Source organism: Thermostichus sp. MS-CIW-37 (assembly GCF_054060065.1).
Window position 1 is genome coordinate 117,827 of record NZ_JBSSCV010000001.1, and the last position, 15,057, is coordinate 132,883.

At 58.6% G+C, this 15,057-nt stretch carries 13 protein-coding genes; 9 read left to right on the top strand and 4 right to left on the bottom strand.

All coding sequences use genetic code 11. The annotated features are described in order from the left end of the window. Positions 1-49: 49 nt before the first annotated feature. Positions 50-1,972 carry a biosynthetic arginine decarboxylase gene (speA, locus tag ACVWYZ_RS00515; RefSeq protein ID WP_414407052.1) on the bottom strand — a complete coding sequence of 641 codons (1,923 nt, stop codon included), beginning with the start codon at positions 1,970-1,972 and terminating at the stop codon, positions 50-52. A 439-nt stretch (positions 1,973-2,411) separates the two neighbouring features. Between speA and pstS the strand changes: the two genes are divergently transcribed. The 3 genes from pstS to ACVWYZ_RS00530 all read left to right on the top strand — a co-directional run bounded on the left by pstS (position 2,412) and on the right by ACVWYZ_RS00530 (position 6,863). Then, entirely contained in the window at positions 2,412-3,512 is a 1,101-nt protein-coding gene (gene pstS, locus ACVWYZ_RS00520; protein ID WP_414329476.1) for a phosphate ABC transporter substrate-binding protein PstS, read from the top strand. A 290-nt stretch (positions 3,513-3,802) separates the two neighbouring features. Further along, positions 3,803-5,695, top strand: coding sequence for a molecular chaperone DnaK (dnaK, locus tag ACVWYZ_RS00525; protein ID WP_011434322.1), 1,893 nt, complete (start codon positions 3,803-3,805; stop codon positions 5,693-5,695). 208 nt (positions 5,696-5,903) lie between these two features. Then, positions 5,904-6,863 carry a DnaJ C-terminal domain-containing protein gene (locus ACVWYZ_RS00530; protein WP_457465455.1) on the top strand — a complete coding sequence of 320 codons (960 nt, stop codon included), beginning with the start codon at positions 5,904-5,906 and terminating at the stop codon, positions 6,861-6,863. Between the two features lie 140 nt (positions 6,864-7,003). Here ACVWYZ_RS00530 and ACVWYZ_RS00535 read toward each other — a convergent pair whose 3' ends face one another. Continuing rightward, the gene (locus tag ACVWYZ_RS00535; protein WP_457465457.1) at positions 7,004-7,828 is read right to left on the bottom strand and encodes an RNA methyltransferase; all 825 of its coding nucleotides are present in this window, start codon (positions 7,826-7,828) and stop codon (positions 7,004-7,006) included. Between the two features lie 10 nt (positions 7,829-7,838). After that, on the bottom strand, positions 7,839-9,032 hold the full coding sequence (locus ACVWYZ_RS00540; RefSeq protein ID WP_457465459.1) for an RNA-guided endonuclease InsQ/TnpB family protein: 1,194 nt from the start codon (positions 9,030-9,032) through the stop codon (positions 7,839-7,841). Positions 9,033-9,066: 34 nt separating this feature from the next. Between ACVWYZ_RS00540 and tnpA the strand changes: the two genes are divergently transcribed. The 4 genes from tnpA to ACVWYZ_RS00560 all read left to right on the top strand — a co-directional run bounded on the left by tnpA (position 9,067) and on the right by ACVWYZ_RS00560 (position 12,180). Continuing rightward, a complete protein-coding gene (gene tnpA, locus ACVWYZ_RS00545) occupies positions 9,067-9,474 on the top strand; it encodes an IS200/IS605 family transposase (RefSeq protein ID WP_457465461.1) in 408 nt (135 codons plus the stop codon). A 54-nt stretch (positions 9,475-9,528) separates the two neighbouring features. Then, complete coding sequence (locus ACVWYZ_RS00550; RefSeq protein WP_457403506.1) at positions 9,529-10,650, top strand: sugar phosphate nucleotidyltransferase; 1,122 nt, start codon at positions 9,529-9,531, stop codon at positions 10,648-10,650. Beyond that, on the top strand, positions 10,628-11,374 hold the full coding sequence (locus tag ACVWYZ_RS00555; RefSeq protein ID WP_011433160.1) for a GvpL/GvpF family gas vesicle protein: 747 nt from the start codon (positions 10,628-10,630) through the stop codon (positions 11,372-11,374). The genes ACVWYZ_RS00550 and ACVWYZ_RS00555 overlap by 23 nt, the downstream gene beginning before the upstream one ends. Before the next feature lie 143 nt (positions 11,375-11,517). Then, a complete protein-coding gene (locus tag ACVWYZ_RS00560; protein WP_414423997.1) occupies positions 11,518-12,180 on the top strand; it encodes a hypothetical protein in 663 nt (220 codons plus the stop codon). Positions 12,181-12,268: 88 nt separating this feature from the next. Here ACVWYZ_RS00560 and ACVWYZ_RS00565 read toward each other — a convergent pair whose 3' ends face one another. Next, positions 12,269-12,511, bottom strand: coding sequence for a hypothetical protein (locus ACVWYZ_RS00565; protein ID WP_414329067.1), 243 nt, complete (start codon positions 12,509-12,511; stop codon positions 12,269-12,271). 170 nt (positions 12,512-12,681) lie between these two features. Between ACVWYZ_RS00565 and pyk the strand changes: the two genes are divergently transcribed. Continuing rightward, a complete protein-coding gene (gene pyk / locus ACVWYZ_RS00570; protein ID WP_414408711.1) occupies positions 12,682-14,541 on the top strand; it encodes a pyruvate kinase in 1,860 nt (619 codons plus the stop codon). A 137-nt stretch (positions 14,542-14,678) separates the two neighbouring features. Continuing rightward, positions 14,679-14,909, top strand: coding sequence for a DUF4327 family protein (locus tag ACVWYZ_RS00575; RefSeq protein WP_457465464.1), 231 nt, complete (start codon positions 14,679-14,681; stop codon positions 14,907-14,909). The last annotated feature ends 148 nt before the right edge of the window (positions 14,910-15,057 follow it).

A 15,057-nucleotide genomic window follows, 5' to 3' on the forward strand; every position in this document is an offset into this window, starting at 1 on the left:
GGCCGGGATCCCTGTTTGGTTTTAGGGATTTTTTCGAGGAACACCACCTTCAGTGCAAGTAGGTGTAGGCCCGCAGATTGTCTTCAAAGTGCTGCTGCAAGGCGCGGGCTTGATCCAGCGTGATCTGCCCTCGCTGCAGGGCGGTCTCGGTGGCGTGGTGGAGGGTCTCCACCAGATCTTCGCTGTTGTACTGCACCCAGCTCAGCACTTCGCCAATGGTGTCCCCCTTGATGACTTGGGAAACGTGGTAGCCGCCGGGGCGGGAGCGAATATGCACCGCGTTGGTATCGCCAAACAGGTTGTGCAGATCTCCGAGAATCTCCTGGTAAGCGCCCCCCAGAAACACCCCCAGCAGGTAGGGATGTCCGTTGGGGTCGTGCAGCGGCAAGACCGAGGTGATCTGCCCATCTTCGCCGAAGAAGCGGTTGATCTTGCCGTCGCTGTCGCAGGTGAGATCGGCCAGGGTGGCCCATTGGCGTGGCTCCTCATCCAGACGGTGGATGGGCATGATGGGGAAGACCTGGTCGATGGCCCAGCTATCCGGCAGGGATTGGAACAGGGAGAAATTGCCGTAGTAGATGCTGGCCAGCATCTCGTCCAGATCCAAGAGATCCACCGCCACCGGATGCCCCGCTTGGTGCTGCTCGTAGGCCAAGGTGCAGATCTTGTCGGAGCAGTTCCAGAACAGCCGCTCCACTTCAGCTCGCTCCTGCAGGCTGAGGGATCCCTCGGTGAACTGACGCAGAGCAGCCTCCTTCAGCTCCTGACAACGGCGATAGTTGACCACCAGAGTATCGGGCTGGATTTGGTAGTAGAGCTGGTTTAGCTTCTGGATCACCTCTGCATCGGAAGTAAGCTGGGTGGGCATCGGGTAGGGGCTGGCAGCGTTGACATCTTGCACGTCAAACACCAGCACCGACTGGTGGGACATCAGGGCGCGTCCGCTTTCGGTCACCAGTACCGGCGGCTGGATCCCGTGGGGTTCTAGGGCGGTCAGCACGGTCTGCACCACGGTGGCGGCGTAGTCCTCCATGCTGTAGCTCTGGGAAAAAGGATTGGGGGACTGGGATCCGTCGTAATCAACCCCCAAGCCACCGCCGATATCCAGGTAGCCCATGGGGGCCCCCAGCTTGACCAGCTCGATGTAGATTTGGCTGGCCTCCCGCACGGCCCGTCCATGCACGCTCACCATCGAGATCTGGGAGCCGATGTGGTAGTGCAACAGGCGTAGACAATGCAGCTTGCCCGCTTCCCGCAGCCGTTCCACCACTTGCAAAATCTCGGTGGCCGTCAGGCCGAACTTAGCCCGATCCCCAGCCGAGGTGCCCCAGCGTCCACTGCCCTGGGCGGAGAGCTTGGCCCGTACCCCCAAGATGGGGTCAATGCCCAGTTGGTCGGCAGCCTGCAGCGCCAGCTCCAGCTCTTGCAGCCGCTCCAAAACGATGATGGGTGTGCGCCCCAGCCGCTGGGCCAAGAGAGCCGTCTCCATAAAATCCCGGTCTTTGTAGCCGTTGCAGATCAGCAAAGCCCCGGGAGTATCCAGCAAAGCTAGGGCAATCAACAGCTCCGGCTTGGATCCCGCCTCCAGGCCAAAGTGGTAGGCACGACCGTGTTTCACCACTTCTTCTACCAGGTGGCGCTGCTGGTTCACCTTAACGGGGTAAACCCCCCGATAGACGTTGGGGTAGCCAAAGCGCTGGATGGCCTGCTGAAAGCTCTCGCAAATTTGCCGCATGCGGTCGGCCACGATCTCGGGAAAGCGAATCAAGAGGGGCAACTGCAGGCCCCGCGCCACCAGATCCATCACCAAGTGGTACAGGTCAATGCCCGGTTCCTGCTGCTGTAAGCCCTGTGGGGTCACCTCCACATGACCGGCGGCGTTGATACGGAAGTAGGGATCCCCCCAACCTGAGATGCGATAGAGCTTTTCGCTGTCTCGCAGTGTCCAGGGAGAACGAGTCAAAGTCGGCATAGTAGTCCCCCAGATACCGAGATGTGAACAGCGCAGGATTTCTGCACAGAATCCACAATATATTGCCTTATTCCAGAATATGTCAAGATTTTTCTGGTGCGGGGGGACTCAGGCCCAAAAACCGCTAAGCCTTGCCAGACAAGGCTTTGGCTTGGGGATCTCTGTGCAACTGCCGCAGAACTCAGCTCGCTCAATCTCTTGTTTGCGCTGTTTTTCTTTGTTTTTCTCTTGAATTCTCCATTTTCTGTCTTTCCTTTCTGGACTTGGGTTGGATCCTGAGTTTTGCTGGGAAGCGTAGCGAGGAATACGGGGATGGCGCAGAGGGAAAAGACAGCCACCTGGGGCAAGTGGACCTACGCAGGGGATCCCACTGGCAACCCTTGACAGGGCCCCGCAGGCAAGACAAGGATCGGGGCGGTGACCTCGGAGAACCTGAACCATGGCTCAACTGCCCCGCTTCCGTCGCCGAGAAGTGTTGCTTTCTTTATTGGCCACCGGCGCTACCTTGAGCGCCTGCCAAAGGGGATCCCGTTCTGACCAACCCAGCGGCAGGGATCCCGTTCCTGCCTCCGGCAGCCAGTCCTCCGACAAAGTTTTGCTGATCAACGGGGCCGGGTCCACCTTTCCGGCTCCTCTTTACTTGCGCTGGTTTTCCGATTACCGCCAGGTGGATCCCAAGGTGGAGATCAATTTCCAACCGGTGGGCAGCGCCGCTGGGATCCGGCAATTTATCGACCAAACGGTGGACTTTGCCGCCAGCGACGTGGCCATGACCGACGCCGAGATCGCCGAGGTGAAGCGGGGTGTGGTCATGATCCCGATGACCGCAGGCAGCATTGCCGTAGGCTACAACCTGCCGGGGATCCCTTCTGGACTCAAGCTGTCTCGACCCGTTTTGGTGAAGATCTTTCGCGGCCAAATCGACCAGTGGCGGGATCCGGAGATCCTGGCCCTGAACCCGGAGCTAACCATTCCCGATCTGCCCATCACCGTCTGCTACCGCTCCGATGGCAGCGGCACCACCGATACCTTTACCCGCCACCTGGCGGCCATCGATCCGGCTTGGGCCTCAGAAATCGGTGTTGGCATGTCGCTAGAGTGGCCGGTGGGCATTGGGGTGAAAGGCAACGAGGGCATGAGCGCCCAAATGCTCCTCAGCGAAGGGGTGATCGGCTACGTGGAGTCGGTCTATGCCCGCGAGCTGGATCTGTCGGTGGCAGCTCTGGAGAACCGCCGCGGCGAGTTCATTCTCCCCTCCCCGGAAGCCTCGGCCCTGGCCTTGAGCGAAATTGAGCTGCCGGAAAACCTGCGGGCTTTTGTGCCGGATCCCGCTGGCCCTGGAGCGTATCCCATCGTCACCTACACCTGGATCCTGACCTACCGCCGGTACTCGGATCCCGCCATGGCCGCCGCCCTGCAAGCTGTGCTCCGCTGGGCCCTTACCGAAGGACAAGCCCTGGCCGAGGAGATGGGCTACCTGCCCCTGGCCGCAACCGTTGTGAACCGCGGCCTGGAGGCGCTGCAGCTTATCCAGAGCTAGCCTGGCAGCAGTCCCCCAAGAGTTGCCAATAGCTGCCAACCCAGGCCATACCCCAAGCGGCACCGAAAGCAAGGCTGCTGCAGGTACGGAGATCCGTAACCGGTCTGCCCTTCAGCCCCGAGAAATGGGCGGCATTCTCGCCCTGGCCTCGCCAACCAGCTGGTTAGGATCGACCCAGGAAGTGACCAAGCATCTGCCGGATTTTCACAGATTGGCTGCCCAAGCTACTTCACACAGGCTGGCGGCGGTAACCGAAGCAATGTACTCAAGAAGAGGAGAATAAGGAGCCGATGGGAAAAGTTGTAGGAATTGACCTGGGCACAACCAACTCGGTTGTCGCCGTAATGGAAGGGGGTGTCCCCACCGTCATCGCCAATGCTGAGGGCACTCGCACCACGCCCTCGGTGGTTGCCTTCACCAAAGATGGAGAGCGCCTGGTGGGCCAAATGGCCCGCCGCCAAGCGGTGCTCAACCCCGAAAACACGTTCTACTCCGTTAAGCGGTTCATCGGTCGCAAGTACGATGAGCTGAATGCCGACTCCAAGCGGGTCTCCTACCAGGTACGGCGGGATGAGCGGGGCAATGTCAAGTTATACGCCCCCCGCCTGAACAAGGAATTTGCGCCGGAAGAGATTTCGGCCATGGTGCTGCGCAAGCTAGCGGATGATGCCAGCCGCTACCTGGGCCAGCCGGTCACCCAAGCGGTGATCACGGTTCCTGCTTACTTTAATGACTCGCAGCGGCAGGCCACCAAAGATGCGGGCCGCATTGCCGGTTTGGAAGTGCTGCGCATCATCAACGAGCCGACAGCAGCCTCTTTGGCCTACGGCTTGGACAAGCGCAACAACGAGACCATCCTCGTCTTCGACCTGGGCGGCGGCACCTTCGACGTGTCCATCCTGGAAGTGGGGGATGGTGTTTTCGAGGTGAAATCCACCAGCGGCGATACGCAGTTGGGCGGCGATGACTTCGACAAGAAGATCGTCGATTGGATGGCCGAGCAGTTTAAGCAAATGGAAGGGATCGACCTGCGGCAAGACCGGCAGGCGCTGCAACGGCTAACGGAAGCCGCGGAAAAAGCCAAGATCGAGCTGTCCAGCGTTTCCGAAACCACCATCAACCTGCCCTTCATCACTGCCACTGCCGATGGGCCCAAGCACCTGGAGCTGAAGCTCTCCCGCGCCCAGTTTGAGCACCTCTGTGCCGACCTGCTGGAGCGCTGCAAGGGGCCGGTGGAGCAAGCCCTGCGGGATGCCAAGCTCACCAAAGCCGACATCAACGAAGTGGTGCTGGTGGGGGGATCCACCCGCATTCCGGCGGTGCAGCGGCTGGTGAGGGAGCTGCTGGGCAAAGAACCCAACCAAAGTGTCAACCCCGATGAGGTGGTGGCCGTTGGGGCGGCCATCCAAGCGGGTGTGCTGGCGGGCGAAGTCAAAGACGTGCTGCTGCTGGATGTCACCCCCTTGTCCTTGGGGGTGGAAACCTTGGGCGGCGTGGCCACCAAGCTGATCCCGCGCAACACCACCATCCCCACCCGCAAGTCGGAGATCTTCTCCACTGCCGAAGATGGGCAGACCTCCGTGGAAATCCACGTGGTGCAAGGGGAGCGAGAGCTGGCCCGCGACAACAAATCTCTGGGCCGCTTCAAGCTGGACGGGATCCCGCCGGCCCCTCGCGGTGTGCCCCAGATCGAGGTCACCTTCGACATCGACGCCAATGGCATCCTCAAGGTGACGGCCAAAGACAAAGGCAGCGGCAAAGAGCAGAGCATCTCCATCACCGGTGCCTCTACTTTGGACAGCAAAGAGGTGGAGCGCATGATTGCCGAGGCGGAGAAATACGCTGCCGAAGACCGGGCCCGCCGGGAGAAAATCGAGCGCCGCAACAAGGCCGACTCGCTGGCCTACCAAGCCGAGCGGCAGTTGAAGGAGTTGGGCGACAAGATCTCCTCCAGCAAACGCAGCCAAATCGAGACTCTGGTGCGAGAACTGCGGGAGGCCATCCAGCGGGAGGACGACAGCGCCATCCAGAGCAAAGAGCGGGAGCTGCAAGAGGCTCTCTACGCCATGAGCAGCGAGCTGTATCAACAGCCGGGGGCCTCCTCTGGCCCCACTCCCGGCTCAGGGAAAACCTCCGGCGGCAGCGATGATGTGATCGATGCCGACTTCACCGAGAGCAAGTGACTGCTCAGGGATCCCTCCGTGGGCTGCGGGCCCAGGGCGGATCCCGCCCTTACTTGTAGCGCCGATAATGAGGAGGGACGGGATGGGCGATGGCGTCTAGCCCGCCTCCTCATTTTCTTCAGTAGGTCGGAGGGAAGGAGCCCTTGCCGGGGACGCCTAGCCTCGTGGTTTTCTGCCCACTCTCAGCGATTTGCCTGCGGACGCCTCCATGCAAAACTTTAAGGACTACTACAAGATTTTGGGGGTCAGCAAAACGGCCACTGCCGATGAGGTGAAACAAGCCTATCGGCGCCTAGCCCGCAAGTATCACCCAGATGTCAACCCCAACGACAAAGCGGCTGAAGAGAAATTCAAAGACATTAACGAAGCCTACGAAGTTCTCTCGGATCCCAGCAAGCGCAGGCAATACGACCAATTTGGCCAATACTATCAGCAGGGCGGGTTTCGCTCCAGCCGCGATGCCTACACCTACAGCAGCAGCCCCTTCAGCCAAGACTTTGGGGGGAGCGGATTTGGGGGGAGTGGCGTCGATTTCAGCCAATTTGATGATTTTCAAGACTTCATCGATCAACTGCTGGGCCGGGTGCGCAGCCAAACCACAGACCGCAGCAGCGGATTTTCGGGATCCAGCGGCAACACCAGTTACGATGCTGAGGCCACCATCCAGATCAGCATTCCAGAAGCTTTTGAGGGGGGCAAGCGTCGCCTGCGGGTGGGCGGGGATCGCGTGCTCGAGGTAAACATCCCGCCGGGAATTACGCCAGGGAAGCGGATTCGCCTGCGCGGCCAAGGCCACCCCAACCCCAACGGCGGTGCCGGTGATCTGTACCTTAAAATTGAGCTGAAAGACCACCCCTTCTATCGCCTAGAGGGATTCGACGTTTACTGCGATCTGCCCATCAGTCCCAGCGAAGCGGTTTTGGGTGCCCAGGTGGAAGTGCCCACCTTAGATGGGGTGGTGAAGCTGCGGATCCCACCTGGCATGCAGCCGGGGCGAAAGTTGCGGCTGGCGGAAAGGGGATTTCCCAAAGGCAACGGAGAACGGGGGGATTTTTACGTGGTGGTGCAGATCCATTTGCCCACCCAGATCTCCGAAGAAGAGCGAGAACTTTACGAAAAGCTGCAGCGGGTTCAATCCTACGATCCCCGCGCCACCCTTAAGCTCTAGCATTGATATTCTCCGATATTCTCCCACGGCCAAAGCCTCAAGATTCTTGACAAGCGCTCCGCGCCGCCTGAAAGCAGGAAGCCGCCCTTCTAGCTTGCTTCCGGTAGCGGTAGGGCGGGGCTGGAGGCCCAGCCTTGGGGTCAAGATGGGGTCCTGCTGGAATCTGGTTGCGTCGGCGGGACGGGAGCTGCATTTGCTTCCAGAGGTTCCTGACGAGAGCATCCCTGGCTCCATTGCAGTTGCCGTAGGATCCCGCGCAGCAAGGCCACCTCGGCCACGGTTAGGCCGGCCCGCTGGAACAGGGCGCGAAACTTGAGCATTTTGCGGCGGGCTGTGTGGGGGCGCAGGTAGCCAATCTGCAGCAACAGCGCTTCCAGGTGAGCGAAAAAGCCTTGCAGCAGCTCGAAGGAGGCAAGCCTTTGCGGTGAGGGCACAGGAGGAGCGGGAGAAGGGCTCTCGCAGGCAAGGGTGTACAGCTCATAGCAACAAATGGCCACGGCTTGGGCCAAGTTCAAAGAGGGATAGGTCGCATCGGTGGGGATCTGGATCTGGCGATGGCAGAGGGCCAGCTCCTCGTTGCTCAAGCCGCGATCTTCGGGGCCAAACACGAGGGCAGCAGGGCCGGCGGCCAGCAGGGCAGGGAAGGCTTGGCGAGGAGACTGAATTTGCCATTCGGGTGGGTAGGTTTGGCTGCGTCCCGTTGTCCCGAAAACCTGCACACACCCTTGCAGGGCTTCGGGCAAGGTATGCACCTTCTGGGCTTGGTGGAGCAAGTCCGCCCCATGCACGGCTGCGGTGAGCGCCTCGGCATCCAGGGGATCACATTGGGGATCCACCAGCACCCATTGCCTGAGGCCCATGTTTTTCATGATGCGAGCAACAGCGCCCAAATTGCGTGGCCCAGCCGGCTGCACCAACACAAGCCGCACCTGCGCCAGTTGTTCAGGGCCAGAGTGGGTTGACATACTCCATGCCCTAAAGAGCAAGGATTCTTGACGCTTCACAGACCGATGCCAGCAAGCTGGTCTTACTAGGACTCCGTCCCGCTGGCGCGAACAGTCTCCACATCCGTTCTAGAGTCGGGCGCTCGCCTTGGCGGCGCGGAGCGCTTTGCCCCATCCCGACTTGCTCTATGCTTCGGGAAGCATTCCCATCCCGGTCGTGGACTGTGCCACAACCGTCGCAGACCACCACCCGAGTAGCTAGGTCAAGCTTGCCCCAATGCCAGCCACACTTCGAACAGTGCTGACTGGTTGCTGCCCAGCGGTCAATGACCCGCACTTCCCTGCCGTACTTGCCCCCTTTTGCCTCGCACAAAGCGCGAAACATCCCCCACCCTTGCCTGCTAATTGCCCTGGACAGTTTGCGGTTTTTCAACATCCCACTTACATTCAGGTCTTCCAAACAAACCACTTGGTTTTCGCTGATGAGCTTGGTAGACAGCTTGTGCAGGAAGTCCAACCGCAGGTCAGCAAGGCGACGGTGCAACTTGGCCATCCTCAGCCTTGTCCGCTCCCACCGCTTTGACCCTTGGACCCGTCTGGCCAATGGCTTTTGCAACTGAGCGATGCGCCGGTACAAAGGCTCATCGTTGGGGCTGTGGTACTGAGCTCTGCTACTTACAGCGGCAACGGTTTTGATGCCCAAATCCACCCCAACGCTGGGAGACTGAGCAGGAACACGCATAGGCTCCACCTCTACGACGAAGCTAACAAAGTACCGCTCCGCGCAGTCCTTGATTACGGTTACAGAGCTTGGTTGACTTGGCAGCGGACGGCTCCAGATAGGCTGGATAGTTCCTATCTTGGCGAGATGCACACGCTCCCCTTTCAGGGAAAAGCTATTGGCCACTAAAGTCAATGACTGCTTTGATTGTTTCTTCTTGAAGTGTGGAAAACCTCCTTTGTTCTCAAAAAAACGCCGGTACACTTGGTCTAAGTGCCTCAAGGATTGCTGTAGGGCAACACTGGATACCTCCTTGAGCCATGCCACTGATTGCTTTAACCCTGTCAGCCGCTTTGACAAAGCGTTGTACCCTGGATACTTGCCAACGGCTTGGCAGTGGGCCAGGGCCTCGTTCCAGACAAACCTGACACAACCGAATACTTTGGCTAGGGCTTGCTTCTGTTGGTCTGTAGGGTAGAACCTATACCTATAGCGGGCTTGCATGGGTTGAAGTTAGGTTGGCGCGTCATCTTAGCATATGGGATTAAGGAGAGACCGCAACAGCGTTTCCAGCTTGCAAGCGCGCTTGGTGTTTGTCACCCAATACAAACGCAGGATACTAACGCAGGAAGGTTTGGACTTAATTGCGGCAGCATTTAAGAGCGTTGCCCAATCGATGGATTTTGAGATTTTAGAGTTTAACGGTGGAGCAGACCATATTCATCTTTTGATTTTCTACCCACCTAAGTGGTCTATTTCCAGATGGTTAACGCTCTCAAGAGTCTCCAGTCGCAGGTACGGCCAGGCTAAGTTTCCCAAGCCCTACGGCAAAACTGCCTTGTGGAGCCCTAGCTATTTTGCATCGAGTGTGGGTGGGGCTCCTCTACAAGTCTTAGTTGCTTACAGCCAAAATCAAGAAAAGCCGCCCTCAAGGGCGGGGTTTTAGACCCAAATTTTTGATAAAGTCAGAGCACGGTTAGCCCGGAGGAGTGACGACGGCATGAAAGCCATGATCCTGGCAGCAGGCAAAGGCACGCGGGTACGGCCCATCACCTACATGATGCCGAAGCCGATGATCCCCATTTTGCACAAGCCTGTCATGGAATTTTTGGTGGAGCTGCTGCGGGAACACGGCTTCGACCAGATCATGGTCAACACCAGCCACTTGGCCCACCAAATCGAAGACTACTTTCGAGATGGGCAGCAATGGGGGGTTCACATCGGCTTTTCCTTCGAAGGCCATTTTGAGAACGGCCAGCCGGTGGCCGAACCTCTGGGCTCCGCTGGCGGTATGCGCAAGATCCAGGATTTCTCCGGATTTTTCGACAGTACCTTTGTGGTGCTCTGTGGGGATGCGCTAATCGACCTAAACCTCACGCAGATCGTCAACTTCCACAAAGCCAAGGGAGCGCTGGCCACCGTGGTGTTGCGCGAGGTGGATCCCAGCCAGGTCTCCAGCTATGGGGTGGTAGTCACCGACGAGACGGGTCGCATCACTGCTTTCCAAGAAAAGCCTAGGCGGGAAGAGGCCCTCGGCCACACCATCAACACCGGCATCTATGTTTTCGAGCCGGAAGTGTTCGACTACATTCCCCCTGGCTGCCCCTACGACATCGGCAGCGATCTCTTCCCGGCCTTGGTGAAAGCGGGTGCCCCCTTTTATGGGATCACGGCTGACTTTCAGTGGGTGGACATTGGCCGCACCCACGACTACTGGCTGGCAGTGCAAAAAGTGCTGCGCGGCGAGATCAAGGGGGTCAAGGTGCCCGGGATCCAGATTCAACCCGGCGTATGGACGGGGATCAACATCCGCGCCAACTGGGATCGCATCCACATCGAGCCACCGGTCTACATCGGGGCCAGCAGCTATTTGGCGGACGGGGTCAAACTCATCGGCCCCACGGCAATTGGCTACGGATGTGTGTTGAATGAAGGGTGTACGCTGGATGGCAGCTTGATTTTTAACTACACCCAGATTGCGGCAGGCGTGACCCTACGCCACCAGATGGTGATGGGTCGCTACTGCATTTCCTCGGATGGCAATGCCATCGACACCGAAGAGTCCAACCTCACGTGGCTGATCGGAGATGCCCGCAGCAATGCCAACGGCAAATCCCCATAGCGCCCTCTACCTCTACGGGATCGTCGCTGCCCCTGGCCCGCGTCATCTGAGTGTGGTGGGGCTGGACAAGCAGCCGGTGCAGGTTCACGGGCTGGGATCCCTGGCCTTCTTGTATTCCCAGGCTCGACAGGAGCGCTACCTGGCCAGCCGGGCCAACTTGCTTGCCCATGAGGCCGTGCTGGAAAAAGTGATGAACGAGGGACACCGGGCTCTGCTGCCTCTGCAATTTGGTCTGGTGGTCAGCGGCTGGGAGCAGGTGGAACGGGACTTGGTGCAGCCCCGCTTGGCGGATCTGCTGGCTCTGCTGGAGCGCCTAGAGGGCAAGCGGGAGGTGGGAGTAAAGGTCTTCTGGGATCCCGAGCAGGAGCTCAAGCTGGGGCTAGAGGAAAACCCTGCCCTCAAAGCTCGGCGAGACGAAATGGCCGGCGCTCCTCTGGGGCTGGACGCGGTAGTCGAGATCGGACGGGCTCTGGAGCAGCTCTTAGAGCAGCGACGTCAGCGCATTGCCCAGACCTTTACAGCAGCCCTCAGCCCCTTGGCCAGCGACCGCGTAGAAGGAGATCTGCTCACCGAAAACATGGCCTACAACGGCTCGTTTTTGATCAATTGGGAAGATGAGCCGGTTTTTGCCCAAAAAGTAGAGGAGCTAGACCAGACCTTCCAGGGGCGGCTGCGCATTCGCTACAACAACTTCACCGCTCCCTACAATTTCGTCAAACTTTGACACACTCAGCTGTATTGGGTCACTTCTCTACAAAAGACAAGAGGAGACCGCTCGGCTGAATGGTCGAAGGCAGGGATCCTTTTGGAAATCTGCTCAGGTATTGTGGGGATGGGCGCTGCAGTCTGTAAGCCGAGGGAGACGGCATGGGGTTGCTTATTTTTATCTTGTTTTTAGCTCTGGCTGCCGGGATCTTGGCTCTAGCCCTTTACCACGAAAAGAAACGTCGAGAAGCTCTGGAGCGGGTAGCTGCACAGCTAGGAATGCGCTTTTCTGCCCAGTTGCCTGAAGAGATTCGATCTCGCTTGTTGCAAGCAGGCTTTGGACTGTTTGAACGAGGCCATGGGCGGCGTTTCTATAATTCGATGTCCAAGCGGCTGATCGATGGCACTGAGATTACCGTTTTTGATTACCAATACACCCGCGGCAGTGGCAAGAGTTCTAGCACTTATCGCCAGTCCGTCTTCTACGCCTATCACGAGGATCTTCATCTGCCCCGTTTTCGGCTGCACCCCGAAAATGCCCTTTTCCATGGCATCGCCAAAGCTTTTGGCATGCAAGATATCAATTTCGAGAGCCACCCTAAGTTCTCCCGGAGCTATCTCTTGCGAGGAGAGAATGAAGCCCAAGTTCGGCTGCGGTTCCATCCTGGCGTCCTTGGTTTTTGGGAGCAGCATCCCAACTATTGCGCCGAAGGAGCTGGCGCCCACCTCATTCTTTGGCAAAATGACCGACAGGTGAGTCCCGAAGAGATAGCAAAATGGATGCGCTTGGGGGAAGAGTTGACGCAACAGCTGCGGCGTAGGTAGCAGCAGAGCCTACGGCCCGCTGCCGCAAGCAGCTAACCTCAGCCTAAACCTCACCCCAAGAGGGTGCGCTGCAATCTCAAGAACCTCTCTACTGAGCGCCGAGGGCCGCCAACAAATCATCTGCCAACAACACCGCCGTATAGACCAAAGCCTGTCGTTGCTCAGGAGACAAATCGCCAACAGGAGTCTGGGGATTGCTCACGATACCTTGCAATACCTTGCTGGCTATGTATTCCCGCTTGGAAACCCCTGGGCTGGAGATGGTGGGGTTGTCCAGAGAGAACTTCTGATGGTGCTCGAAGGGGAAGGCGTATTCGGGGGCAACCGGCATCGCTCGACTCCAGATGGATCTCTACACTCTGCTTTGCCTATTTTCCCATCCTCTCTCGCTGGGGATTTTAAAAAAGCGGTGCCTCAAAAAAGACATAACGGGTTATCGTAATCAGAGAGATCCCTATGTGGGGGAAGGATCTGGGCTGCTCTCCCTTGGGAACAGTGGACATGCATTTGAGGGATTCTTTTCGACGCACCAAAATTGTTGCCACCATCGGCCCTGCCAGCTCAAATCCAGCCATTCTCAGGGAGATGATCCTGCAAGGGGCAACCACCCTTCGCCTGAACTTCTCCCATGGGGATCACGAGCTACACCGCCGCAGCATTCGCCTGATCCGCCAAACCGCGATGGATCTGGGCATTCAGGTCGCCATCTTGCAAGACCTACAGGGGCCGAAAATCCGCTTGGGCAAGTTCGCCGAAGGCTCGATCACCCTCAAGGCTGGGGATCCCTTTGTGTTGACCAGCAAACCTGTCTTGGGATCCCAAGAGCGCAGCTGGGTCACCTACGACAAGCTGGCCCAAGAAGTGCCCGAAGGAGCGACGATCCTCATCGACGATGGTCGAGTGGAGATGCGGGTGGAAGCCGTGGATCCGGAAGCGGGCGAACTCTTCTGCCGCACCATTGTCGGGGGTACCCTCTCCAACAACAAGGGGGTCAATTTCCCCGGTGTGCGCCTGAGCATCCGCGCCGTGACTCCAAAAGACAAAGAAGATCTCTACTTCGGCCTCAACCAAGGGGTGGATTGGGTGGCCCTCAGCTTTGTGCGGGATCCCTCTGATGTGCTGGAGCTGCGGGAGCTCATTGCCTCAGCCAAACGGCCTTCTTCGGGCTCAGCCGACAAGCGGGTACCCATCATCGTCAAGATCGAGAAACACGAGGCCATTGAACAGCTGCCCCAGATTTTGGCCCTCAGCGACGGTGTGATGGTGGCGCGGGGAGATCTGGGGGTAGAGCTGCCTGCGGAAGAGGTGCCGATCCTGCAGAAGCGGGTGATCGCCCTGGCCAACTCCCTGGGGATCCCGGTGATTACGGCCACCCAAATGCTGGACAGCATGGTGCACAGCCCCCGACCCACCCGTGCCGAGATCTCCGATGTGGCCAACGCCATTTTGGATGGCACCGATGCCGTCATGCTCTCCAACGAGACGGCTGTGGGCAAATACCCTGTCGAGGCCGTTGCCACCATGGCCCGCATTGCCGTGCGCACCGAGCGCGATTACTTTGACCTGACCTCCGCCGACCGACGACAACGCCTTCGCGCCCTTGCCATGCAGGAGCTGAGCCAAAACAACGGCAACAGTCCTGCTGGAATGCGGCCCAAAACCCTGATCACCGACTCGATCAGCCGCGCCGTGGGGGAGATCGCCCAAGAGTTGGATGCTGTAGCCGTGATGACCCTGACCAAAACAGGGGCTACTGCTCGCAATGTCTCTAAGTTTCGCCCCCGCACTCCCATCCTAGCCGTAACCCCCCATGTGGAAGTGGCACGGCGGCTGCAGTTGGTTTGGGGGGTACATCCGCTGTTGGTTATGGATTTGGCCACCACCCGCCAGACCTTTCAAGCGGCCATCAGCTTGGCTCAGGAAGATGGCTTGCTCAAGGATGGCGACTTGGTGGTGCTCAGTGCAGGAACCCTGCCAGGCGTTGCGGGATCCACCGATCTGATCAAGGTGGATGTGGTGAAAGCGGTGGTGGCTCAAGGCAAAGGGTTTGGCAAAGGCATTGTCAGCGGCCCGGCCCGCATCTTGAGATCCAGCCTCGATGCCAGCAAAATCACCGCCGGAGACATTTTGGTTGCGCAATCCACCGACGCCAACTATGTGGAGGCCATCAAACAGGCAGCCGGCGTGATTACCGAAGAAGAGGGAGCCTCCTCTCATGCAGCAGTCATTGGCCTGCGACTGGGGGTGCCGGTGCTGGTGGGGGTCAAGGATGCTACCCGCTTAATCCGGGATGGATCTATCGTCACTCTGAACCCAGAAAAAGGCATAGTGACCGCAGGAGCCGATGGCTTGGGCTTTTAAGCGGGCCTTAAGGTTGCCTGCAATACAAACTTGTATCTCTTGCTACGAAACGAGACCCAGTTCTATGATGGGGGTAGCGAGGCAAGATTTTCCCGACCCCTCGGTGCGTCCCATCCATTCCACGTGTAGGTTAAGCTATGCCCACTTTACAAGCCACCCACTATGCGGTTGAGGCCATCCAGGAGGAAGCTCGTCGCCTTGTCCGGCAGGGGGTCTTGCGCCGCTCTGCAGCCATTGCCCACCTGCAACCCTTCTTCCCCCAGCGGGAGTGGCAGGCGATTGCCCAAGAGCTGGAGCTGCAAGACTACTGCCCCTCGGATCCTCTCTGCGATTTAATCGGCGACTGCGAGGAGTGGGGCGAAGACTAAGCCTCGATCTGCCGAGGATGGCAAGCGGTCGGCGTTGGCAGACAGCCAATGCTTCTTTCTATTCCACCCGTTTTTTCCCTCTTGATCTGTCGGCGGCTAAGCTGGATGAACTATAGTCAGTAATCAAACATCCCTTTTCGCCGGGTTC